This is a genomic window from Paenibacillus sp. 4624 (genome assembly GCF_050435065.1).
GTDB lineage: Bacteria > Bacillota > Bacilli > Paenibacillales > Paenibacillaceae > Paenibacillus > Paenibacillus amylolyticus_D.
The window spans coordinates 1-25,192 of record NZ_JBNDJR010000030.1; the positions used below are offsets into that span (position 1 = coordinate 1).

The 25,192-nt window shown below is 50.6% G+C and carries 4 protein-coding genes and 2 pseudogenes; all 6 read left to right on the top strand.

The annotated features are described in order from the left end of the window. Nucleotides 1–5,037, top strand: a 5,037-nt coding sequence (locus ABIE27_RS30945) for an amino acid adenylation domain-containing protein (protein WP_429352220.1), incomplete at its 5' end; no start/stop codon positions are given. 152 nt (nucleotides 5,038–5,189) lie between these two features. After that, nucleotides 5,190–8,495 carry a non-ribosomal peptide synthetase gene (locus tag ABIE27_RS30950; protein ID WP_123067432.1) on the top strand — a complete coding sequence of 1,102 codons (3,306 nt, stop codon included), beginning with the start codon at nucleotides 5,190–5,192 and terminating at the stop codon, nucleotides 8,493–8,495. Then, nucleotides 8,485–10,314: an ABC transporter ATP-binding protein gene (locus tag ABIE27_RS30955; protein ID WP_429352221.1), complete on the top strand. Its 1,830-nt coding sequence runs from the start codon at nucleotides 8,485–8,487 to the stop codon at nucleotides 10,312–10,314. Before ABIE27_RS30950 ends, ABIE27_RS30955 begins: the two co-directional genes overlap by 11 nt. Further along, a complete protein-coding gene (locus ABIE27_RS30960; RefSeq protein ID WP_123067430.1) occupies nucleotides 10,311–12,044 on the top strand; it encodes an ABC transporter ATP-binding protein in 1,734 nt (577 codons plus the stop codon). Before ABIE27_RS30955 ends, ABIE27_RS30960 begins: the two co-directional genes overlap by 4 nt. Before the next feature lie 108 nt (nucleotides 12,045–12,152). Beyond that, a pseudogene (locus ABIE27_RS30965) lies at nucleotides 12,153–13,406 on the top strand (condensation domain-containing protein); the annotation flags it as partial. A gap of 42 nt (nucleotides 13,407–13,448) precedes the next feature. Continuing rightward, nucleotides 13,449–25,192: pseudogene (locus ABIE27_RS30970) on the top strand (amino acid adenylation domain-containing protein); the annotation flags it as partial.

The following is a 25,192-nucleotide window of genomic DNA, read 5'->3' on the forward strand; positions in this document are numbered from 1 at the left end:
CTGGTTCGAAATGATACAAACGGGCAGAAAGTGTTATGTGCATATTACACACCGGATACAGGAACGGAACTGGCAGTGAATGATCTGCGCGGCGCGTTGGCACAGGACTTACCAGGATACATGATTCCGTCGTACTTCGTGGAGATGGAGCGTCTGCCACTGACGCCGAACGGAAAGATAGACCGGAAGGCGCTGCCAGCGCCGGAAGGGGAGGCAAGAAGCGGAACGGAGTATGTTGCACCACGCAATGAGCTAGAAAGAAAATTGGCCTCGATATGGCAGGAGGTGCTGGGACTTACGAAGGAGATCGGCGTGTACGAGAACTTCTTCGACATCGGTGGTCACTCCCTGCGGGCAACGACATTGGTCAGCAAGATTCATAAAGAGCTGAACGTGGATCTGCCACTGCGAGAGGTGTTTCGTCATTCTATGATCGAGAACATGGCGGTTGCTATTTCCCGGCTAGATGAGCAGAAATTCGTTGCCATTCCACTGGCGGATAAACGTGAGGTGTACCCACAATCTTTTGCTCAAAAACGCCTCTTTATCTTGAATCAACTGGAAGGTGCGGAGCTTAGTTACAACATGCCAGAAGCCATGGTGCTAGAGGGTGCTTTGGATCGTGCAAGGTTCGAAGACGCATTCCATAAGCTTGTGGAGAGGCATGAAATGTTGCGCACCGGGTTCGAGATGGTGGATGGCGAAGCGTCACAACGGATTTACCAGGACTTGGATTTTTCCGTGGAGTTCTACTCGGCGGATGAGCAAGAGGTCGAAGAGATCGTTCGTCGTTTTGTCCGTCCGTTTGACTTGGGGAAACCTCCGTTGCTGAGAGTGGGCCTTGTCCAGCTTACTCCGGAACGCCATATTCTAATGTACGATATGCATCATATTATTTCTGACGGTGTTTCGATGGAAATCTTTGTTGAAGAATTCGTCCGCTTGTATGGTGGAGAACAACTGGAGCCTTTACGTATTCAGTACAAAGATTATTCCGTTTGGCTACATTCGCAGGAGCAGAAGGAACGGCATCAGCATCAGGAAGCATACTGGCTGAACATGTTCCAAGGGGAAATTCCGGTGCTGGAAATGCCAACTGATTATCCGCGTCCAGCTGTACAGAGCTATGAGGGTCACACACTGGATTTTTTCTTAGAAGCTTCGAAAACGGATGCCCTGAAGCAGTTGGCTTCAGAGACGGGCACGACACTGTTTATGGTGTTACTTGCTGCGTATAACGTGCTTCTGCACAAATATTCAGGTCAGGAAGATATGGTTGTTGGTACGCCAATTGCCGGAAGGAATCATGGAGATGTGCAACCGTTAATCGGGATTTTCTTAAATACACTGGCGATTCGCAGTTATCCGTCTTCGGAGAAGACATTCCTGTCATACCTGAACGAAATTAAAGAAACGACCCTTCATGCTTTCGAGCATCAAAACTATCCGTTCGAAGAATTGGTGGACAAGGTGCAAGTCGACCGTGATTTAAGCCGTAATCCCCTTTTTGACACGTTGTTTACGATGCAGAATACGGAGAACGATGAATTCGAGTTAGAAGGGCTCCGCTTGACATCTTATCCGAGCGCAATGGATACCGCAAAGTTTGATATTAGCTTGGATGTGGGTGAGGAGAACGGCGGCTTGGATTACAGCTTCGAATATGCGACGGCTCTTTATAAAAGGGAGACGATCGAACGGCTGGCCAAACATTACGAGCAGTTGCTCGTCACGATTGTAAGCCGTCCGGATGCGAAGATTGCTGAGCTGAGCTTGTTAAGGACTGAGGAAAAAGAAATGCTCGACTCATTTAACCCGGCGCAACTAGAAGTGGAAGTTACTCTTGCGGCTGCGTTCCACCGTCTGTTTGAAGAACAGGTGCAGCGCGCACCTGAATCGGAGGCGGTTGTGTACGAGAATGACCGCCTAACGTATGCGGAGCTGAATGAGCGGGCGAATCGTTTGGCATCTACATTGCGCGCAAGCGGCATCGGCCGGGAATCCATCGTTGGCATTTTTGCCGAACGTTCGGTGGAATTGCTTGTAGCCGTGATGGCTGTGTGGAAAGCAGGCGGCGCGTATGTACCGCTCGATCCGGATTACCCGGCAGATCGCGTGCGGTTCATGCTCGAAGACAGCGGAGCGAAGGTACTATTAACGCAAACGCCACTACGAGAGCGAGCCGAAGCTTGGCTGGGCGAAGAGGAGCTTGCGCTGGGTGTGGTGCTGTATCTCGATGACGAAGCAACCTACAGCAAGGATCGGGCCAATGCACCGATGAGTTCTGGCATGGATGATTTCCACGAAGCCCGCCCAGAGGATCTGGCCTACGTGATCTACACGTCGGGAACGACAGGACAACCCAAAGGCGTCATGATCGAGCACCGCAGCCTGGTCAATACGGCGGCAGGCTACCGACGGGAATATCGGTTGGATCAGTTCCCGGTGCGGCTATTGCAGCTGGCCAGCTTCTCGTTTGACGTGTTCGTGGGCGATATCGCACGCACGCTGTACAACGGAGGCACGATGGTCATTGTGCCGAAGGATGACCGGATCGATCCGTCTCGTTTGCACCACTGGATCGAGCAGGAGCAGGTGACTATTTTTGAGTCGACGCCAGCGCTCATTGTGCCGTTTATGGACTATGTGCATGAGCAAGGGCTGGATATGAGCCACATGGAGCTACTCATCACCAGTTCGGACAGTTGTAGCGTCGCCGATTATCGTACCTTGCAGGAGCACTTCGGATCAGTGTTCCGAATCATCAACGCTTATGGGGTGACGGAAGCGGCGATTGACTCCAGCTTCTACGACGAGCCACTGGAAATGCTGCCACAGACAGGGCATGTGCCTATCGGCAAAGCGTGGTTAAATGCGAAGTTCTACATTGTGGATGCCCATCTGAATCCTGTGCCTGTAGGTGTGCTGGGCGAACTCGTTATCGGCGGAATTGGGGTTGCGCGTGGATACTTGAATCGTCCAGAGCTGACGGAAGAGAAGTTCGTAGACAGCCCGTTCGCCGCGGGTGAGCGGTTGTATCGCACGGGCGACTTGGCGCGATGGACGAAAGACGGCAACGTGGACTTCATCGGTCGGATGGACAACCAGGCCAAAATCCGGGGGTACCGGATCGAAACAGGAGAGATTGAGTCACACCTACTACAGGTGGAAAATGTTCGCGAAGCAGTCGTGCTGGTTCGAAATGACGCAAACGGGCAGAAAGTGCTATGTGCATATTACACACCGGATACAGGAACAGATCTGGCAGTAAACGATCTGCGCGGAGCGTTGGCACAGGAGTTGCCGGGGTATATGATTCCATCGTACTTCGTGAGGATGGAGCGTCTTCCTCTGACGCCAAACGGCAAGATTGACCGGAAGGCGTTGCCAGCGCCGGAAGGGGAGGCAGGAAGCGGAACGGAGTATGTTGCACCGCGCAATGAACTGGAAATAAAGTTGGCCTCGATTTGGCAGGAGGTGCTGGGGCTTACGAAGGAGATCGGCGTGTACGAGAACTTCTTTGACATTGGTGGTCACTCTCTACGGGCAACGTCATTGGCGGGCAAGGTATTTAAGAAATTAAATGTTAATCTGCCGCTGCGCGACGTATTCCGCCACTCGACTATTGCATCGATGGCCGAGGTAGTCGCCCGGATGGAGAGACGGGAGCATGAGGCCATTCCTCAAGCGGATTTAAGAGATTACTACCCTCTCTCCTCTGCGCAGAAGCGATTGTTCATTCAGCACACGCTGGATGGGGCAGATCAGCTTTATAACATGCCGGAACTGGTGCAGTTGGAAGGTGAGTTTGATTTAGAACGTTTTGAAGGTGCCGTGCGCAAATTGATAACACGCCATGAATCACTGCGCACAAGTTTTGAAGTTGTGAAGGGTGAAGCAGTTCAGCGTATTTACCAGCAGGTTGATTTTGCTATCGAACACCATCAAGCAGATCCAGAGGATGTGGCTCAAATCGAGCAGACCATCCGCAGCTTCGTTCGTCCGTTCGACCTTGGCAAGGCGCCGCTTCTACGCGTCGGGGTCATAGAACTGGAGCGGGACCTGCATATTCTCCTTTTCGATATGCATCATATTGTGTCCGACGGTGTATCGATGACGATTGTGATGGATGAGTTCTCAAGTGTTTATGCTGGTGAAGAACTGCCTCCATTGCGGATTCAATACAAGGATTATGCCGTTTGGCAACAGTCTAAGGATTACCAAGACCGGATCGGACGGCAGGAAGCGTACTGGCTGAAAACCTTTGAAGGCGAACTGCCGAGGGCCGATTTACCGCTGGACTATGAACGGTCTGCGATTCGCGATTACGAAGGCATGCATCTGGAATTCGATGTTGACGCTACTCTCTCTGAGCGGCTACGTCAATTGGCGGCCCAGCAAGAAAGCACGCTGTACATGGTGCTGCTCGCGGCGTATACCTTGTTGCTGTCCAAGTATAGCGGGCAAGAGGATATCATCGTGGGTACCCCGGTGGCGGGAAGAACGAATGCCGATTTGGAGCCGGTCATCGGGATGTTTGTCAATACGTTGGCGCTCCGTAATCGTCCGTCGGGGGACAAAACATTTTTGTCCTACCTTGAAGAAGTGAAGGAGACCGCTTTGGGTGCTTTTGAGAACCAGGATTATCCGTTCGAAGAGCTCGTAGAGCGTTTGAATGTGAAGCGGGAACCGGGCCGCTTCCCGTTATTCGATGCTGTTTTCGACTTGCAAAATATCGAAGAACAAGACGTCGAACTGGAAGGGGTCAACCTGAAAAGTTATGAACTCGACCAGTTGGAAGAAGCCAAGTTTGATCTAACCCTGTTTATGTATGAAAACAACGGCTCGCTGAGCGGAGGCTTCTTCTATGCCACGAAGCTGTTCAAAGAGACGATGATTCGCACCTTGACCGACGATTACCTGCGGGTGCTGTCTCAAATCGTAGAAAATCCACAGCTTGAGCTAAACCGGATTGAATGTCATAAACCAGAGACAGACGGAAAGAATGCGGTTGATTCAATCGAATTTGCGTTTTAAATCTGCAATCATGCCTTTGATGTCTAGTGAAATCTGCACATATCCCAAGTAAGATGGCGAACAACATGCAAGCCCATAGATGCACAGATCCGAAAATAAACGTTTTGGATCTGTGCAGGGCATGCGGTCACTTCATTTTAGGGGAGGTACCCATGAAATCTTTATTTGAAAAGGAAGAACAGTACTGGAACCTTAAGTTTGATGCCAGTGACAGTCTGAGCTTCCTTCCTTACAGTCAACCCTCCAAGTTATCTGCAAGTGGGGAAGCCGAGGTCAAGCCAGGCTTGCTTCACCGCACTCTGCCAATCGAACTCTCGGAGAGAATCATTGGCCTAGCGAGTGGTTCCGATTTGGCGATATACATGGTTGTTTTGGCAGGAGTAAAAAGTCTGCTGTTCAAATATACGGGGCAGGATCAGGTGCTGGTCGGTATGCCTTCTTATCAAGCAGAACCGGATGGGACGCCGCCGCATGAAATCCTGTTCATCAAAACGGCTGTAAGCCATCAGACTACGCTTAAAACGCTGCTCGGGGGAATCAAAACCTCTATCAGCGAGGCGCTGGAGCATCAGCACCTGCCTTTCCGAAAAATGGTGGAGCCGCTCCGTCTGGGTTATACGAAGGATGGCTTTCCAGTCATTAACACTGTGGTCTCCTTCGCCCCGATTCATCCTGAAACGCTGGGCAACCGGATGGCGAACGATATGATTTTTCGCTTCGACCGCGAAGAAAGTTCTCTCGAGTTGGAGATAAGCTATGACGGGCAACGGTATGAGCATGCGTTTGTGGAACAAGCAGCCGACCATCTAGTTCGGCTACTGTCCTTACTTTTATTTCAGCCGGATCTGGAGCTTGGACAAGCCGATGTACTATCTCCAGATGAGAGGGAAATGCTCCTGAATCAATTTAATGACACAGGAACCGGATTTGATCGTGGGCAAACCATTCACGGCTTGTTTGAAGAACGGGCAGCTTTTTATCCGGGTAACGTAGCCGTTGTCATGAATGAAGAGCAGTTAACTTACTGCGAATTGAACGAGCGATCCAACCGCCTTGCGCGGAAGCTGCGCGAGACAGGAGTCGAAGCCGATCAACTGGTCGCGATTCTAGCTGAACGCTCGATTGATATGGTTGTTGGCATTCTAGCAATTCTCAAAGCCGGCGGGGCTTACGTGCCTATTGATCCCGATTATCCAGAGGAGCGTATCCGCTTCATGATTGAAGATTCAGGTGCACCATTATTACTTATTCAAAAGCATTTGCATGAAAAGACTGACTTCGCAGGAACTCGGCTTGAATTAGATCATTTTGTTTGGGAAGACAGTGGGCTCGGCTCCGAAGGTGCACCGGACTCTTCGAACTTAGAACCGATTTCTGAATCGGGAAACTTGGCCTATGTTATCTATACGTCAGGAACGACGGGTAAACCTAAAGGAACGCTAATTGAGCATAAAAACGTCGTACGCCTCCTGTTTAACGACAAGAACCTGTTCGACTTTGGGCCATCCGACACATGGACACTGTTCCATTCCTTCTGCTTTGATTTTTCTGTTTGGGAAATGTACGGAGCGCTACTGAATGGAGGGAAGCTGGTCATCGTACCACCGCTTACGGCGAAAAGTCCCGCTGATTTTCTGGCGCTGCTGAGCCGCGAACAAGTCACGATTCTTAATCAGACGCCAACATATTTTTACCAGTTGCTCCGTAAGGTCTTGGTCGATCATCCATATCATCTACGGATTCGTAACGCTATCTTCGGAGGAGAAGCGCTCAGTCCGTTGTTACTCAAGGGTTACAAGACGAAGTACCCGGAGACAAAGCTGATCAACATGTACGGCATTACGGAAACGACCGTTCATGTGACATATAAGGAAATTACGTGGACCGAAATAGAGGCGGCGAAGAGTAATATCGGCAAGCCTATTCCTACACTTCGTGTGTATGTCCTGGATGAAAACCGCCAACCCGTTCCAATTGGTGTAGCGGGCGAAATGTTCGTGGCTGGGGAAGGCCTTGCGAGAGGATATCTGAACCGTCCGGACCTAACAGAGGAAAAGTTCGTCGATTCCCCGTTTGTGAAGGGGGAGAAACTGTACCGCACGGGCGATTTGGCAACTTGGTTGCCGGACGGCAATATCGAATATCTGGGCCGGATCGATCATCAGGTGAAAATTCGTGGGTACCGGATCGAGTTGGATGAGATCGAGAACCAGATTCTGAAGATTGAAGCTGTGCAGGAAGCCAAGGTGCTTGATCGCGAAGATGCGAACGGTAATAAGCTTCTTGTTGCTTATTACGTCGCAGAAACAAGACTTTCGGCGCATGAACTCAAGGAGGAACTCTCCAAGCATCTTCCGGGGTATATGATTCCTTCGCACTTCATACAGCTTTCGCAGATGCCGCTGACCTCGAACGGTAAAATCGATCGCAAAGCGTTGCCTGCGCCGGGGGAAAACGCGGCCAGCGAAGCCGAGTATGTCGCGCCGAGAACGCTGCTTGAGATGAAAATCGCCCGTGTGTGGCAAGATACGCTTGGCGTTCCGCAGGTCGGAGTAAAGGATAACTTTTTTGAGCTCGGTGGTAATTCGTTAAGTATCATGAGGCTCGTACAGGCTGTTTACGATGAAACAGGTATTGAGATCCCGCTGAACCGCCAATTCCATCATGTCACCGTTGAAGCCATGGCTTTTGGAGAGGGAGACCTGGGGCTGGATCAAGGAGGAGACTCTTTCATCAAGTTGAATAAAACAGGTGATCTTAACGTGTTCTGCTTCCCTCCTGGTAGCGGCTTCGGCATAGGTTACCGAGAACTCGCAAGTAGGCTCGATGGCCGATTCATACTCTACGGCATTGATTTTATCGATGATGCCACCGATTACGACTCCATGCTGAACCGCTATGTGGACGAGATTGTTCGCATCCAGCCAGATGGGCCTTACGTGTTACTGGGTTATTGCTTTGGAGGCAACCTGACGTTTGAAGTAGCTAAAGTGATGGAGAAAAGAGGGCATGTCGTAACGGATGTGCTTATGGTGGACTCGTGGATTAAGGAAACGCTGACGCCTGCTGAAACGTCGGAGAAAGAGCTTGAAGAAATGCTTGCCGATTTTGACGAAGAAGAGAAGGAGTTAATGAGTAACTCACTCGTACGGGAGAGGGTTCATCGGAAGGTCAAAGCGACCTTGATGTATGAGGCCCAGCTTATTAATTCTGGAACGATCCGGGCCCGAATTTATGAACTGATTGCGCAGGACAGCGAGGCGTTTCGTCTGGAACATCAATTGCCGTCCTGGCGACGGGCAACAAGGCAAGTTTATACCGATTATCGCTTGGAAGGCGCGCATGAAGAATTATTAGAGCTTGCGCGTGTGGACGAAACAGCCGTCGTCATCCGGGATATTTTAGAGCAAGTTAAGCAGCAGATCGAGGCAGAGACTGGAGTACTGCATGGAAGCTGACCAGCAGCCATTTGTTCGAGAACAAGTCACAGAGGAAGCTTCCAAGCGCCAAACCGTTTACGCCACATGGAAAGCATTCCGCTGGCTGATGTCCTATGTAAGCCGTCACAAGGGCTGGATGATCGTCGGTATATTGTCCGCAATTGCTGCGGCCGTCATTGAGATATGGACGGGAAGTCTGATTGAGCAACTGACCACGCAGGCCGAGAAAGGGGCAGGGCCAATCGTACTGCAGATCGTGTATGCCGTCTTTGTGGTCATTCTGATCGGTGTACCGGCCAAATTTTTCATGAGTTTTGGCGTGGAGCGAAGCAGTGCCTCTGCGGTTCAAGATGTCCGTAACGATGTCATGCGTCATATTGGCAAACTTCGGGTCTCCGATTTGGAAAAGCAGCACTCCGGTGACATGCTGTCACGAATCAACAATGATCTGCAGCTCATCCAGCAGTTTATGATTCGGGATTTTGCCCAGTGGTTTTATCATCCGCTATTGTTTATTGGCTGTTTTGCATATTTGATCTACCTCCAATGGGAGCTGATGCTGTACAGTCTGCTGTTATTTCCGGTAGCGTTGCTGGTTTCTCAATGGATTGGCAAGCAATTGGAGCGGTTGACGGAGGAAGCCCAGACCAATATGGGCCTAATGAACGTGAACCTCCAGGATACGCTCGGGGGGATGCCTATTGTAAAAAGCTACCTGTTATCCGGGATGTTATCTCGATCCTACCAAGTGTTGCTGCAATTGACAGCTCAAAAAAAACTGGCCGTGAAAAAGCGGGAAGCCTGGGTCAACCCGTTGCTTTCTACACTGATGATCAGTCCGATCATTTTTGCAGTCAGTTACGGAAGTTATTTGATCTATCAAGGACAGTTAGGCGCGGGAGAACTCGTTGCCTTCTTATACTTGCTGAATCTGTGTCTGGAACCGCTGGAACATATTCCCGAGCTTATCACGCGTACGTTCGAAATGGCCGGTGCCTTAAGAAGGGTTTCCGATATCGTTGAGCAGCCAACTGAGACAGAAAATGGCCATTTAATTCCGAAAGCGAACGCAACGCCTATTGAATTTAAGAACGTAACCTTTGGATATGAAGATCACTCTCCGATCCTGCGGAATGTGAGCTTCTCGGTACCGGAAGGCAAGACGATTGCTCTTGTCGGAGCGAGCGGCGGAGGAAAGAGTACGGTGTTTAAGCTGGTTTGCGGCTTTTATCCGCTACCGGAGAAAAGCGAAGGTGAAATCCGCGTGTTTGGCACCCGGATTGATGGTGCTGACCCGGAGCAACTGCGGTCACATTTTTCCGTGGTCACTCAGGATTCGTATTTGTTTAGCGGTACGATTGCCGAAAATATTGGCTACGGGCAAGAAGGAGCATCGATGGATGCGATTATTGAAGCTGCCAAAGTTGCTCAGGCGCATTCCTTCATTATGAAGCTCTCTGATGGATACCAGACGTATGTCGGAGAGCGCGGCGGATTTTTGTCCGGCGGGCAGCGTCAGCGTATCGCCATGGCTCGGGCTTTTTTAAAGGATGCTCCCGTGCTGTTGTTGGACGAGCCTACGTCGGCCCTTGATCCAGAGTCGGAAAGTGCGGTTCAGAAAGCTCTGGGTGTATTGATGAAACAGAGAACAACGATGGTTATTGCTCACCGACTTTCTACGGTACAAAGTGTCGACGAGATTTGGGTCATGGAACAGGGAAATATTGTGGAAAAGGGCACTCATGAACAACTGCTGGGGATGAATGGGCTTTACGCCCAGTCTTACTATCAGGAGTTTACCGAGGCCGCCGAACGCAGGGAGGTGGCGCACACATGAAAAAGGGCGGATGGCTCTCGCAAGTTAAAGAACTTGGCTATTTGCTGACATTTATGAACCGCAAGCAAAAAACTCAGTACGCCACCGGCCTAGCTGTAACGGCACTCACCCAAACATTGTTTCTGATCGCCTTCAGTTTGGTCGTACATAACTTGGTTGATTTCGCCGTGTCCCGAGATACGTCCCTGATGGTGAATGCTTTTATCATTTTGGGCACGGCGCTGTTTCTGGAAAATATCATTTCGCCCTGGTTCATTTACTTGTACCAGCGGAGTGTTGAGCTGACTGTACTGAACATCCGCGAGCGTCTTTATGGCAAGCTGTGCCGGGTCCGTCCGAGATTTCTGGAGCAGACGCACCATGGGGACTTGTTGTCACGGGTGAACAACGACGTAACGACAGTTGAGTTTACATTTTCACAGGTTTACTTCGTTCTGTTGTTACAAGTTGTTTTTTGCATCGGCTCTATTGTTTCCATGGTATTGATCGATTGGCGGTTTGCTGGCGTATCTTTCGTCATTCTGCTATTGTCCTCCGCGGTCAGCCTGAAATTTGCCCGAGATATTCGTGCCTTGTCCGAACAAGGATTGCAAACGCTCGGTAAAATGACCGAAAAATTCAAAGATTTCATGGGCGGCATTCAAATGGTGAAACTGTTTCGCATCCGTTCGATTTATAGCCAGTATGAGGCGTTGAATGAACAGATGACTCAGACGCTACGGCAAACTGCGCAGAAGAACGGGATGCAGGCTGCGGTGAATCATTTTATTAGTTACGTCACGTTCTGTGGCATTATCGTCATCGGTAGTCTTCTTTATGCCTACGGACTGATGGGAATGGGGAGTGTTGCTGCCCTGGCGGTTTTGCAAGTGAATCTGACACACGCCTTATTGAACCTGGGGATGGTTCTGTCTATGACCCAGAATTCACTCGCGGGGGCTCATCGGATTCAAGAGGTACTTGCAGAGGAAGAGGAACCGGAGCGACTAGGATCTCCAGACAGCAAACATTTTTCGGATGCTGCGGTGGAGTTTCGCGATGTGGAATTTTCCTATCAGATGGGTACAAAGGTGCTTGAAGGCATGTCCATGAAGGTGTTTCCCGGCCAGATTGCTGCGATTGTGGGGGCCAGCGGCAGCGGCAAAAGTACGCTGATCAAACTGTTGCTCGGTTTTTATCCGGTGGACAGTGGAGAAATCCTGCTCCAAGGCAAAGCGTTTGGCCATTACACGCTGGATGAAATCCGCAAGCAGATTGCTTACGTTCCGCAGGAACCGTTCTTGTTTGCAGGCACAATCGAGGAAAATATTCGCTATGGCAAGCCGGAAGCCACGGATGAAGAAGTTGTGGAAGCTGCCAAAGCGGCATACGCTCATCACTTTATTCAGGAACTTCCTGAGCAGTATCAAACGTCGGTGGGAGAGAGGGGAGCATCGTTGTCAGGCGGACAAAGACAGCGCATTGCGATTGCTCGAGCGATTCTTAAGAATGCACCGATTCTCCTGCTGGACGAAGCAACCTCTGCACTGGATAACGAATCCCAGCATTGGGTACAGCAGGCCCTGAACGTATTGATGAAGGGGCGTACGACTATTCTGATCGCGCACCGTCTCAGCACCGTGGAACATGCGGATTCGATTACGGTTATGAACCAAGGAACAGTCGTTGAGCGGGGGCGCCATCAGGATCTGCTCGCGCTCGGAGGTTATTACGCCCGGCTTTACGGTTAGCTTATCTACCAACAATCTCTAAAACGGGAGTGTGTCGATGTGAGAGAAAATACCAACAAGCAATACGGATTAACGCAAGCCCAGCGCCGAATATGGTTTATGGAAATTATGAATCCGGGTACGTCCATCACGATGCTTTCCGCAACTTACCAAATTACGGGTGAGATTGACACACCGCTTCTGGAGCAAGCGACGGGTGAAATCGTCAAAACTTATGATGCTTTCCGAATCCGTCTTAGTGGAGATTTACAACATCCAACACAGTGGTTTGAAGAACTGGAGAATGTGCAGGCCAGGATAAGTCACCTCGAATTAGATACAACTGAACAATTTTATACGTGGGTAAACGAAGTAAGCAAAAAACCGGTAAGCGTGTTTGACGAAAACCTTTATCAATTTACAATTATTCATTTTGCGAACGGTCAGGTTTGGCTTAATTTGACGATAAATCATATCATTGCTGACGGTTTGTCCGTAAATGCTTTGTTGCATGCCGTGATGGAAAAATATCTGAAACTGCGCAAAGACAAACGTAAGGAAAAGGGCAAAGAGAATGAGAAAGGCAGAGATATAGACATCTCAGGTAATGATCAGGCTCCCTCCTATTTGGATTATATTTCTGCTGAGCAAGAGTATGAGCAATCACAACGTTATCAAAAAGGCAAAGAATATTGGCTGACAAAGTACAGCACTTTACCTGAAACGACGGGCATTAAATCGGCGCCATCATTCTCCGTTGGCAGTGAGTCCAATAAACTCGCCATCACTTTGGATGGTTCCCGGTATGAACGCATTCTGGCCTTCAGTGAACAATATCAGGTCAGCTTATATACGTTATTTCTGTCTACTATGTATGCCCTGCTGTATAAGCTGACTGACAGCACCGATGTGCCAGTCGGCACGGTTTTCGCCAATCGTACCAGCAAAAAGGAAAAAGAAACCATTGGCATGTTCGTCAGCACCGTGGCTACACGGATTCATCTTGATCCAGACGCTCACCTGCTGTCCCTGATTCAGACCGTTTCCAAGGAAAATACGGCTGATCTGCGGTATCAGAAATATCCGTACAACCAATTGATCCAGGATTTGCGTGAGCAGCATGGGCGCAACGATCTTTCGGAGCTTTTCCGCACATCTCTGGAATATCTTCCTCTGAAAATTGAGGAATACGAAGAAATCAAAGTACGTCTGGAGGCTCATTTTGCCAGACATGAGATGGACGATTTGCTCTTACGCTTCGACCATATGCTGAATGAAGGACATGTCATTCTGCATGCTTCTTACCGTAATGGCTTGTTCGAAAAGGCCGAGATTGATCGGATTATGGAACAGTATGTAACTGTTCTGGATCAGTTTCTTCAGACTCCCGAACTACGGGTACGGGAACTTTCTCTGCTCAGTGATGAGGAGAGACATCGCATATTGGACGTTTTTAACCCGCCGGTGGCAGAGCTTAGCGAGGCAGAAGCATTTCACCGATATATTGAAAAGTTTTCAAGGGAAATACCGGATCATCCTGCAGTCATCTATATGGACCAACAGCTGACGTATGGCGAATTGAACGAGCGCGCCGAACGGCTGGCTTCTCTCCTTCGTGAACAAGGCGTGGGAAGGGAGAGCATTACAGGGATCTGGGCGGAACGTTCGGTCGAACTTTTGGTTGGTGTACTCGCTGTTTGGAAAGCGGGCGGAGCCTATGTGCCGCTAGATCCTGATTATCCAACGGAGCGAATCGAGTATATGCTAAGCGACAGCGAAGCATCGGTGTTGCTCACACAGCGTCACTTGTTGGAGCGGGCCGGAGGTTGGCTGGCTGATGACAGGCTGAAGCTTCAAGCAGTTTATGCCATGGACGATGAGCAGATTTATATTGGGGACGCGGGTGGCATGGAATTAGACTCTGCCGAGAGTACCCCGCAAGACTTGGCCTATGTGATTTACACCTCGGGTACGACAGGACGTCCGAAAGGTGTCATGGTTGAGCATGGTAGTCTCGTAAATACGGCGGATGCATACCGCCTTGAGTACCAACTGGATCAGTTCCCGGTAAGGTTGCTGCAGCTGGCGAGTTTCTCGTTTGACGTATTCGTCGGAGATATCGCACGCACGTTGTACAACGGGGGTACGATGGTGATTGTGCCGAAGGATGACCGGATTGATCCCAACCGTTTATACGGCTGGATTCGGGATCAAAACATTACGGTATTTGAATCGACGCCTGCGCTCATTCTGCCGTTCATGCAACATATCTATGAAGAAAAGCTGGACGTTAGCTCCATGCAGTTGCTGATTACCAGCTCGGATGCTTGCAGTGTCAACGATTATCGTTTGTTACAGGAAAGATTCGGCGGACAATTCCGCATTATTAACAGCTATGGCGTGACGGAAGCGGCGATTGACAGCAGCTTTTACGACGAGCCGCTGGACAAACTGCCGCCGTCGGGCCATGTGCCAATCGGCAAAGCTTGGCTGAACGCCAGATTTTATATTGTTGATGCTGCATTAAAGCCAGTGCCTATAGGTGTTCCGGGTGAGCTTGTCATTGGTGGTGCAGGGGTAGCGCGCGGGTATTGGAACCGTCCCGACTTAACCGCTGAGAAGTTTGTAGAGAGCCCGTTTGTGCCGGGCGAACGTCTGTACCGGACAGGGGACTTGGCCCGCTGGCTGGAAGACGGAAACGTGGACTTCATCGGCCGGATCGACTATCAGGTGAAAATTCGAGGGTTCCGAATCGAACTCGGGGAGATTGAAACGGCTTTGCTACGTTATCCTGGCATTAAACAGGCTGTAGTGATCGACCGTACGGATGAGCAGGGGCAGAAGTATTTGTGTGGTTACGTGGCTGGCGATGCTTCCTTGCAGATAAGCGATCTGCTGTCTCAATTGAAGGAGGAACTACCTGTCCATATGATCCCGGCTCGATTGGTATCACTTGATAAGCTTCCACTCACGCCGAACGGTAAAATTGACCGTAAAGCCCTGCCTGAACCGACCGGAGAGGTAGAAGCAGGACATGAATATGTAGCACCTCGCACATGGCTCGAAACAAGGATTGCGCTCATTTGGCAACAGGTGCTGGGTATTGCGCGAGTTGGCGTTCAAGATGACTTCTTCGAACTGGGAGGGCATTCCTTGCGGGCCTCCTCGCTGGTTTCCAAGATTCGGAAGGAACTGCAAGTCGAGGTGCCACTACGGGACGTTTTTCGCTATACCACGGTTGAACAGTTGGCACAGAGAATCGGTAGTTTAAAGAAGCAGGAGACATACGAGATCACAAAGGCAACCCAGGCAGAGTACTATCCGGTTTCATCTGAACAGAAGCGTTTGTACATCCTGCGCCAGCTTGATGGAGCCGAGCGGAGCTACAATATGTCAGCGGCGCTTCTTCTTGAAGGGGCATTGGATCATACGCGTGTCCAGCAAGCATTCCGGGCACTGATTCAGCGTCATGAGACGCTGCGTACCGGGATCGAGCAGGTTCAGGGCGAGCTTGTGCAGCGCATCTATGATGAGGTGCAGTTTGCCGTGGATTATTACCAGACGAGCGAGCAGGAATTAGATCAAGTGGTGGAGGATTATTATCGCCCGTTTGATCTGACTAAGCCGCCACTTCTACGAATCGGCCTGATCCAAGTCGCCAAGGATCGTCACATTCTGTTGTTTGATATGCATCATATCGTCTCCGATGGTATTTCGACTGCGTTGCTTTTTGATGAGTTCAGTCGTCTGTACCGCGGTGAGACGCTGGCACCACTACACATTCAATACAAAGATTATGCTGTTTGGCAACATTCCGAAGCTTATGGGCAGATGCTTGAGCCGCAGAAGGAATACTGGCTGGAACAGTTGTCGGGTGAATTGCCTGTTTTGGAGCTGCCGACGGATTACCCGCGCCCTGCGGTGCAGAGCTTTGACGGCCGGACTGTAAAGTTTTATATCGGACAAGAACGAACGGAGAAGCTGAAAGAACTTGCGGCACGGACGGGAACGACTCTGTATATGGTGCTACTGTCGGCGTACTCCATCCTTATGCATAAATATTCGGGTCAGGAAGATCTCATCGTAGGAACACCGATTGCCGGAAGGACGCAAGAAGAAGTGCAACCCATCGTGGGCATGTTTATCAACACACTGGCTATTCGTAGTCGTCCAGAGCGTTCCAAGCCGTACCTTTCCTACCTTGATGAAGTTAAGGACATCACACTTGGGGCCTTTGAAAATCAAAATTATTTATTTGAAGACTTGGTGGAGAGTCTGCACATTGCGCGCGCGACTGGCCGAAATCCGCTCTTTGATACGTTCTTCTCCCTGCAAAATACGGAGAACGAGCGCATTGTCATCGAGGGGCTGGAACAATCGTTTTATCCGCTGGAAAACAGAACATCCAAGTTCGAACTGCTGCTAGATATTTCGGAGTTGGACGGTCAGCTTGAATGTCGGTTGGAGTACGCTACGGCTTTGTACAAACAGGAAACTGCGGAGCGGTTCGCCAGACATTATGGCAAGTTGCTCGAAACCATCGTAGCAGCACCGGACGGAGACATTGCATCACTCGAGATGCTTACGGAAGAAGAAGTGCACGAGTTGATGCACGGGTTTAACGACTCGGAAGCGGACTATCCACGCCAGCAAACCATTCACGGACTGTTTGAAGAACAGGCAGAGCTCTACCCGAATAACGTGGCCGCTGTCATGAATGAGAAGCAATTGACCTACCGCGAGTTAAATGAAAAATCGAACCGCCTCGCACGAAAACTGCGGGAAACTGGAGTCGAAGCAGATCAGTTGGTGGCCATTCTGGCCGAACGTTCGATTGATATGGTCGTCGGCATTCTGGCAATTCTCAAAGCGGGCGGAGCTTACGTGCCTGTCGATCCCGACTATCCGGAAGAGCGTATCCGTTTCATGATCGAGGATTCAGGCGCACCGTTATTGCTGATTCAAAATAATTTACATGAGAAGACGGACTTCGCTGGAACTCGGCTTGAATTGGATGATTTTGTTTGGGGAGATGACAAGGCGGACTTGGGAAGTGCGCTGGATATCTCGAACTTGGAACCGATATCTGGCCCAGGCAATCTGGCTTATGTCATCTACACATCGGGAACAACGGGTAAACCGAAAGGAACGTTGATTGAGCATAAAAACGTTGTGCGCCTCCTGTTCAACGACAAAAACCTGTTCGACTTTGGGCCGTCTGATACGTGGACGTTGTTTCATTCGTTCTGCTTTGATTTCTCTGTTTGGGAAATGTACGGAGCACTACTGTACGGAGGTAAGCTGGTCATTGTACCACCGCTCACAGCGAAAAATCCAGCCGATTTCCTGGCACTGTTAGGCCGCGAACAAGTCACGATTCTGAACCAGACGCCAACGTACTTTTATCAACTGTTGCGGGAGGTCTTGGCGGATCATGCATACGATCTGCGGATTCGCAACGTCATTTTTGGGGGAGAAGCGCTCAGTCCGCTGCTGCTTAAGGGCTTCAAGACGAAATACCCTGAAACGAAGCTGATCAACATGTATGGTATTACGGAGACAACGGTTCATGTAACGTATAAGGAAATTACGTGGGTCGAGATAGAGGCAGCCAAGAGTAATATCGGTAAGCCGATCCCGACGCTGAGCGTGTACGTTCTGGATGAAAACCGTCGTCCTGTGCCGATTGGTGTGGCAGGCGAAATGTATGTGGCCGGGGAAGGATTGGCCAGAGGATATCTGAACCGTCCGGATCTGACAGCGGAGAAGTTCGTCGATTCCCCTTTTGCGGAGGGGGAGAAATTGTATCGCTCGGGCGACTTGGCCGCCTGGCTGCCGGATGGCAACATTGAATATCTAGGCCGGATCGACCATCAGGTGAAAATCCGCGGTTACCGGATCGAGCTGGACGAAATTGAGACGCAGCTTCTAAATGTAAAGGGCGTGGAAGAGGCGGTGGTGCTAGCTCGTGAGGACAACGTAGGCGAAAAGGCGCTTGTCGCTTACTTTGTGGCCGATCGGACTCTGACAATCAGTGAAATGAGAACTTCGCTGGCTCAGGAAATGCCGGGGTATATGATCCCGTCATACTTCGTGCAGCTGGAGCGTATGCCGCTGACGTCCAACGGTAAAGTCGATCGCAAAGCACTGCCTGAGCCGCAAGGTGGCATGGACACAGGTGTGGAATACGTAGCACCGCGTAACCAATTGGAGGCTCAACTCGTGAAAATTTGGGAGGAAGTGCTGGGCTATTCGGGCATTGGAGTCCTGAACAATTTCTTCGAGCTCGGAGGGCACTCCTTGCGGGCAACAAATCTTGTCAGCAAAATTCGGAAAGAGATGAGTGTCGAACTCCCGTTACGCGATGTATTCCGCTATATGACGGTAGGGTCGATGGCCGAGGCTATTGCCCGTTTGGGAGAAACGAAACATACCTCCATTCCAAAAGCAGAGGAACAAGCATACTATCCGGTTTCTTCTGCGCAAAAAAGGCTTTATGTCCTGAACCAACTGGATAGCTTGGAGTTGAATTACAACCTCCCAAGCGCCTTGCGATTAGAAGGTCTTTTGGACGAGGCCAAAGTAGAACGAGCACTGGATACCTTGGTGGCCCGTCATGATATGCTGCGCACCGGTTTTGAAATCATAAATGGAGAGCCGGTTCAACGTATCCATCCACATATAGCTTTTAAAATAGAGAAGCTTCAAGCAAGTGAAGATCAGATTGCAACCATTCTTGAAGGCTTCATTCAGCCTTTTGATTTGAGCGCGCCGCCTTTGCTACGTGCTCTGCTGATTGAACTTGTAGAAAAGCAATTCCTGCTCGCACTGGATATTCATCATATTGGTTCTGACGGCCTTTCTATGGACGTACTACTGCGAGAGTTCGTGCGGCTATACAATGGGGATGAGTTGCCGGAAATGCGAATTCAATACAAAGATTATGCCGTGTGGCAACAATCCGAAGAGCAGCGACAGCGCATCGAGCGGCAGAAGGAATACTGGCGTGGGGTATTTAGCTCCGAGCTTCCGGTTCTTGAGCTACCTCTCGACTTCTCGCGCCCAGCTGTTCAACAGTTTGACGGTCAAACGCTCACGTTTACACTGGATACAGCCAAAAGTGAAGCCCTTAAACGGCTTGCAGGTGATTCGGGGTCAACGCTGTACATGCTTTTGCTGGCCGCATACTCCGTATTGCTTCATAAATATGCGGGACAGGATGATATCGTGGTCGGTACGCCGATTGCCGCTCGTTCACACGCCGACCTACAACCGATTATCGGCATGTTTGTCAACACGCTGGCTCTTCGTTTAGGTCCAGCGGCAGAGCGGACGTTCATGGAATACTTGCAGGAAGTGAAGGAAACGACGCTTGGAGCCTATGAGCATCAGGACTATCCGTTTGAGGAACTGGTGGAAGTACTTCAGGTGAACCGGGATTTAAGCCGGAATCCGCTGTTTGATACGATGTTTTCTTTACAAAAGCACGAGAGTCTGGATTTAACGATGGAAGGCTTGCAATGGTCGCTGTTTGATATCGAGGAAAAGACTGCAAAGTTTGATCTTAGTTTGGATGTTGTAGAAGCGGGGAGAGAACTGGTTTGCAAGATTGAGTATGCTACCTCGTTATTCAGACCGGAAACGATCGTACGGCTCGCAGGGCATTACGAGCATCTTCTGGAGTCGATCCTGGCTCAGCCGGGAGCGCGGATTGCAGATCTGGATTTTCTCACGGACAACGAAAAACATGATTTGCTGGTTGGGTTCGACGTGTCGTCTCAGGCTCTCGCTAAGCAACCCGCCGAAGAGAGTACAGGCTTGGAAACAGATGAAGCTTGGAGGGAGAGAACGTTCCACGAGCTATTCGAGCAACAGGTGGAGCGTACGCCAGAAGCACTGGCCGTTGTCTACGAAGACAGCAGGCTGACGTATGCGGAGCTGAATGCCAAAGCAAATCGTTTGGCATATATACTACGGACGTACGGAGTGAAGCCTGAGCAGGTGGTTGGCATTCTGGCTGGTCGTTCCACGGAGCTATTGATTGGGGTGCTTGCCGTATGGAAAGCAGGCGGCGCTTATGTACCGCTTGACCCGGATTACCCGGCGGAACGGATCGAGTATATGCTCGCGGACAGCGGTGCATCTGTTCTGCTCACGCAGACTTGCCTGCTGGAGCAAGCGGAAGTTTGGCGTACTGATGCAGATCTGGTGTTACAAACGGTGCTTGCGCTTGACGATGCGACAACATATGGACTTGGAGGGACAGAAGGGGCTGTAGGTACACAAGCTTGGGGTGAAGCAGGCGCTGAGGAGAGGTCTATGGTGCAGGCGGAAGTGGAATTGGCTGCTACCGAAACCTCTGCCACAGCAGAAGCTGAGAAGAGCACACAAGCAGCAGATCCAGCATCCAATCCTGCAAATGTGAACAAGGTGGGTGATTTAGCTTACGTCATCTACACCTCAGGTACAACCGGCCAACCGAAGGGCGTGGCAGTGGAACACCGTAGTTTGGTGAACACGGCGTCCGGCTACCGGCGAGAGTACCGTCTAGATCAGTTTCCGGTTCGATTATTACAGCTTGCCAGCTTTTCATTCGACGTATTCGTTGGCGATATTGCACGGACGCTGTACAATGGCGGCACGATGGTTATTGTACCGAAGGACGACCGAATTGATCCAACCCGGCTGTACGGCTGGATTCGTGACTATGCCATAACGGTGTTTGAATCGACCCCGGCGTTAATCATACCGTTTATGGAACATGTGTATACCGAGGGGCTGGATGTCAGCTCGATGAAGTTGCTGATCACAAGTTCAGACGCGTGTAGCGTAGCAGATTACCGCACCTTGCAGGAGCGCTTCGGATCGCGGTTCCGTATTATTAACAGCTATGGCGTAACGGAAGCAGCGATTGACTCCAGTTTCTATGATGAGCCGATGGAGAAACTGCCAAAGACGGGTAGTGTGCCGATCGGGATGGCGTGGCTGAATGCGAAGTTCCATATCGTGGATGCGAACTTGAAGCCGGTGCCGATCGGCGTACTCGGGGAGCTTGTTATTGGCGGTGTGGGTGTGGCCCGCGGTTATTTGAACCGTCCAGATTTGACGGCGGAAAAATTCGTAGATAGCCCGTTCGCTGCTGGGGAGCGGTTGTACCGGACGGGTGACCTGGCACGCTGGATGCCGGATGGCAACGTAGATTTCATCGGTCGGATCGATAACCAGGTGAAAATTCGCGGTTATCGGATCGAGCTTGGTGAGATTGAAGCAGCCATGAATAATGTGGCTGGTGTACGTCAAGCGATTGTCATGGATCGGACGGATGAGCGGGGGCAGAAATATTTGTGCGCGTATGTCGTAGCGGATTCAAGCTTCGATCTGGAAAGACTGGTGGCTCATCTGGACACAGCCCTGCCTTCCCATATGGTGCCTGCGCGCATGATGCGTCTGGATCAGATGCCGCTTACGCCGAACGGGAAGGTAGACCGCAAAGCGTTACCTGTGCCGGAAGGAAGTATTCGCGCCGAGGTTGCATACACAGCACCTTGTACTGCTGCCGAGCAAGCCCTTGCGTTAGTCTGGCAGTCTGTACTTGGGGTGGATCAGGTCGGCACAAAGGACAATTTCTTTGCGCTCGGCGGTGATTCGATCAAGGCTTTGCAGGTATCGTCCCGTCTTTTGCAAACGGGATACAAGCTGGTCATGAAAGATTTGTTCCATTACCCGACCATTTCCGCCCTTAGTTTAAGATTGCAAACGGCGGAAAAAACGGCTAGCCAGGCCGAAGTGACGGGTGAGGTTGTTTTGACCCCGATTCAGCGCTGGTTCTTTGAACAAAATCCGGCTGATGTGCATCATAGCAACCAGGCATTCATGCAATTTTCCAAGCAAGGTTTTGACGAAGAAGTTTTACGCCAAGCGATGCATCAGCTGGTTGTGCATCATGATGCTCTCCGCACGGTTTACCGCCAAAGCGAGAACGGTTATACGGCTTGGAACCGTGGCGTCCTGGAGAATGAAGCGCTATTCGATCTGGAAGTTGTCGATCTCAAGGGAGTCCGCGACGTGAAAGAAACGGTAGAGGCTAAGGCGAATGACATTCAAGCGAGCATCGATCTGGAAAACGGCCCCTTGGTGAAACTCGGTTTGTTCCGCTGTGACGACGGCGACCATCTGCTCATTGCGATTCATCATCTGGTTGTAGACGGTGTATCCTGGCGAATTCTGCTTGAGGATTTGGCTACTGGCTATGAGCAGGCGTTGCAAGGGCAACCAATTCGTCTGCCGCTCAAAACGGATTCATTCCAAACGTGGGCAAGACAGCTTGCTGATTATGCCAACAGCTCGGCAATAGATAGCGAAAGAACGTATTGGCAACAAGTCGAGCAATTGACCTATGAGCCGCTTCCGAAAGATTTTGAACAAGGCAGACCGAAACTGAAGGACAGCGGGCTTGTTACTGTTCGCTGGTCAGCAGAGGAAACGAAACAGCTGTTGAAGCAGGCACACCGTGCATACCATACGGAAATGAACGATCTGCTGCTGACCGCGCTTGGTCTTGCGGTACAAGCTTGGAGCGGTCAGGAACGTGTGCTGGTGAATCTCGAAGGCCACGGCCGGGAAGAACTTTTGCCAGATGTGGACATTACACGTACAGTAGGCTGGTTTACAAGTCAATTCCCTGTTGTACTGGAGCTTAGTCATGTTCAGGCCCTTGGCCACCAGGTAAAACGGGTGAAAGAAAGCTTGCGCCTGATTCCGAACAAAGGAATCGGTTATGGCATCCTGCGTTATTTGTCGGTGCCGCGTGACGGCGAACCCTTCGCTCTGGAACCGGAGATCAGCTTTAACTATTTGGGTCAGTTCGACCAGGATGTCGAAAGCAACGGCTTGCAGTCTTCTCCGTTCAGCGCGGGCGCGGATTCAAGCCCGAATGCAGTGATGGATTTTGTCCTTGATATCAATGGTATGGTATCGGGAGGGATGCTGGAACTCACGATCCGTTACGGGGAGACCCAGTATAAGCAGGAAACGATAGAGAAATTAGGCACCTTGCTTCAATCGAGTTTACGCGAAGTCATCCTTCATTGCGTTTCGAAAGAGCGACCAGAGCTTACACCTAGCGATGTGCTGCTTCAAAATGTGACAGTGGAGGAACTGGATCAGTTAGCTGAACAGACGGCGGCGATTGGAGAACTGGAGAATGTATATACCCTGACTCCGCTGCAAAAAGGGATGTTGTTCCACAGCCTGCTGGATGCTGATTCGGAAGCTTACTTCGAACAGGTGACCTTCGATCTGTACGGAAGCTTGAATGTCGAAGCTTTCGCTAAAGGATTGGATACGTTAGTGCAACGGAATGAGGCATTGCGAACGAACTTTATTTCGGGCTGGAGAGACGAGCCGATTCAAGTGGTATTCCGTGAGCGTAAGTGTGAAGTGTACTTTGAAGATATACGCTCGGTAAGCGGTGAAGACGTGGAGAAGGCCATAGCTGATTTCGTTAGCGCGGATAAAGCGAACAAGTTCGATTTGGCTCAAGGCTCACTGATGCGAGTTACCGTATTGCGTACAGGCGACGAGTCCTACCACGTGATCTGGAGTCACCATCATATTTTGATGGACGGCTGGTGTATGTCCTTTATGATCAAGGAAGTGTTCGACACCTACTTCGCGTTTCAAGAGAATCGGAAACCGGAGCTTCCGCCGGTTACTTCGTACTCCCGGTATATTGAATGGCTGGAAACTCAAGATGCTGCGAAAGCTTCACACTACTGGTCCGAGTATTTGGCGGGTTACGACGAGCAGACCAGACTGCCTCAGGAAAAAACGCAGCTGAAACAGCATGCTTTTGAGATGGCTGAAATGGATGTGGAACTCAGCAAGGAACTGACCGGGGAGATCGAACGGGTGGCACGCCAGCAGCAGGTGACGCTTAATACATTCATGCAGACTGTGTGGGGACTGGTTCTGCAAATATACAACAACAGTGAGGATGTGGTATTCGGTTCGGTCGTATCCGGGCGTCCGGCTGAAATTCCAGGCATCGAAAGTATGATCGGCTTATTTATTAATACCATTCCGGTTCGTATTCAAAGCAAAGCATCCGAAACGGTAGCTAATATTTTGAGAAAAACTCAGGATCAGGCATTGGCATCAGGGGCTTATGAGACATATCCGTTGTTTGAAATTCAGTCGCTGAGTAAGCAAAAGCGCGACTTGATCAACCATATCATGGTCTTTGAAAATTATCCGATGGAGGAACAGATTGAGCAGGTCGTTGGCGGGGATAAAGAAGCATTGAAAATCGCCAATATCCAGTCACCGGAGCAAACGAATTACGACTTAGACATTACTGTCATTCCTGAAGAGCATATTTGGCTGCGGTTTACGTACAACGCACTAACCTTCAGAGAAGAAGATATCAGGTCGATCCACGGTCATTTTGCCCGGGCACTGGAGCAGGTTGCAGCTAATCCGAACATTCGTGTGAGTCAGTTGGAACTGCTGACAGCGGCGGAAAAAGAGCAAATTCTCAGCGCCTTTAATCCGGCGCAACCGGAAGCAGAAACGGCTCCTGAGCTTGCGTTCCACCGTCTGTTTGAGGAACAGGCGCATCGTGCGCCTGAATCGGAGGCTGTCGTGTACGAAAACGACCGTCTAACGTATGCGGAGCTAAACGAGCGGGCAAACCGTTTGGCGGCTACGCTGCGTGCAAAGGGCATCGGCCGGGAATCCATCGTCGGCATTCTTGCCGAACGTTCGGTGGATTTGCTGGTAGCCGTATTGGCTGTGTGGAAAGCGGGCGGCGCGTATGTACCGCTCGATCCGGATTACCCGGCAGATCGTGTGCGGTTCATGCTCGAAGACAGCGGAGCGAAGGTACTATTAACGCAAACGCCACTACGAGAGCGAGCCGAAGCTTGGCTGGGCGAAGAGGAGCTTGCGCTGGGTGTGGTGCTGTATCTCGACGACGAAGCGTCGTACAGCGAGGAACGGTTGAATGTGCCGATAAGTTCTGACGTGAATGATTTCTACGAAGCCCGCCCAGAGGATCTGGCCTACGTAATCTATACGTCGGGAACGACAGGACAACCCAAAGGCGTCATGATCGAGCACCGCAGCCTGGTCAATACGGCGGCAGGATACCGACGGGAATATCGTTTGGA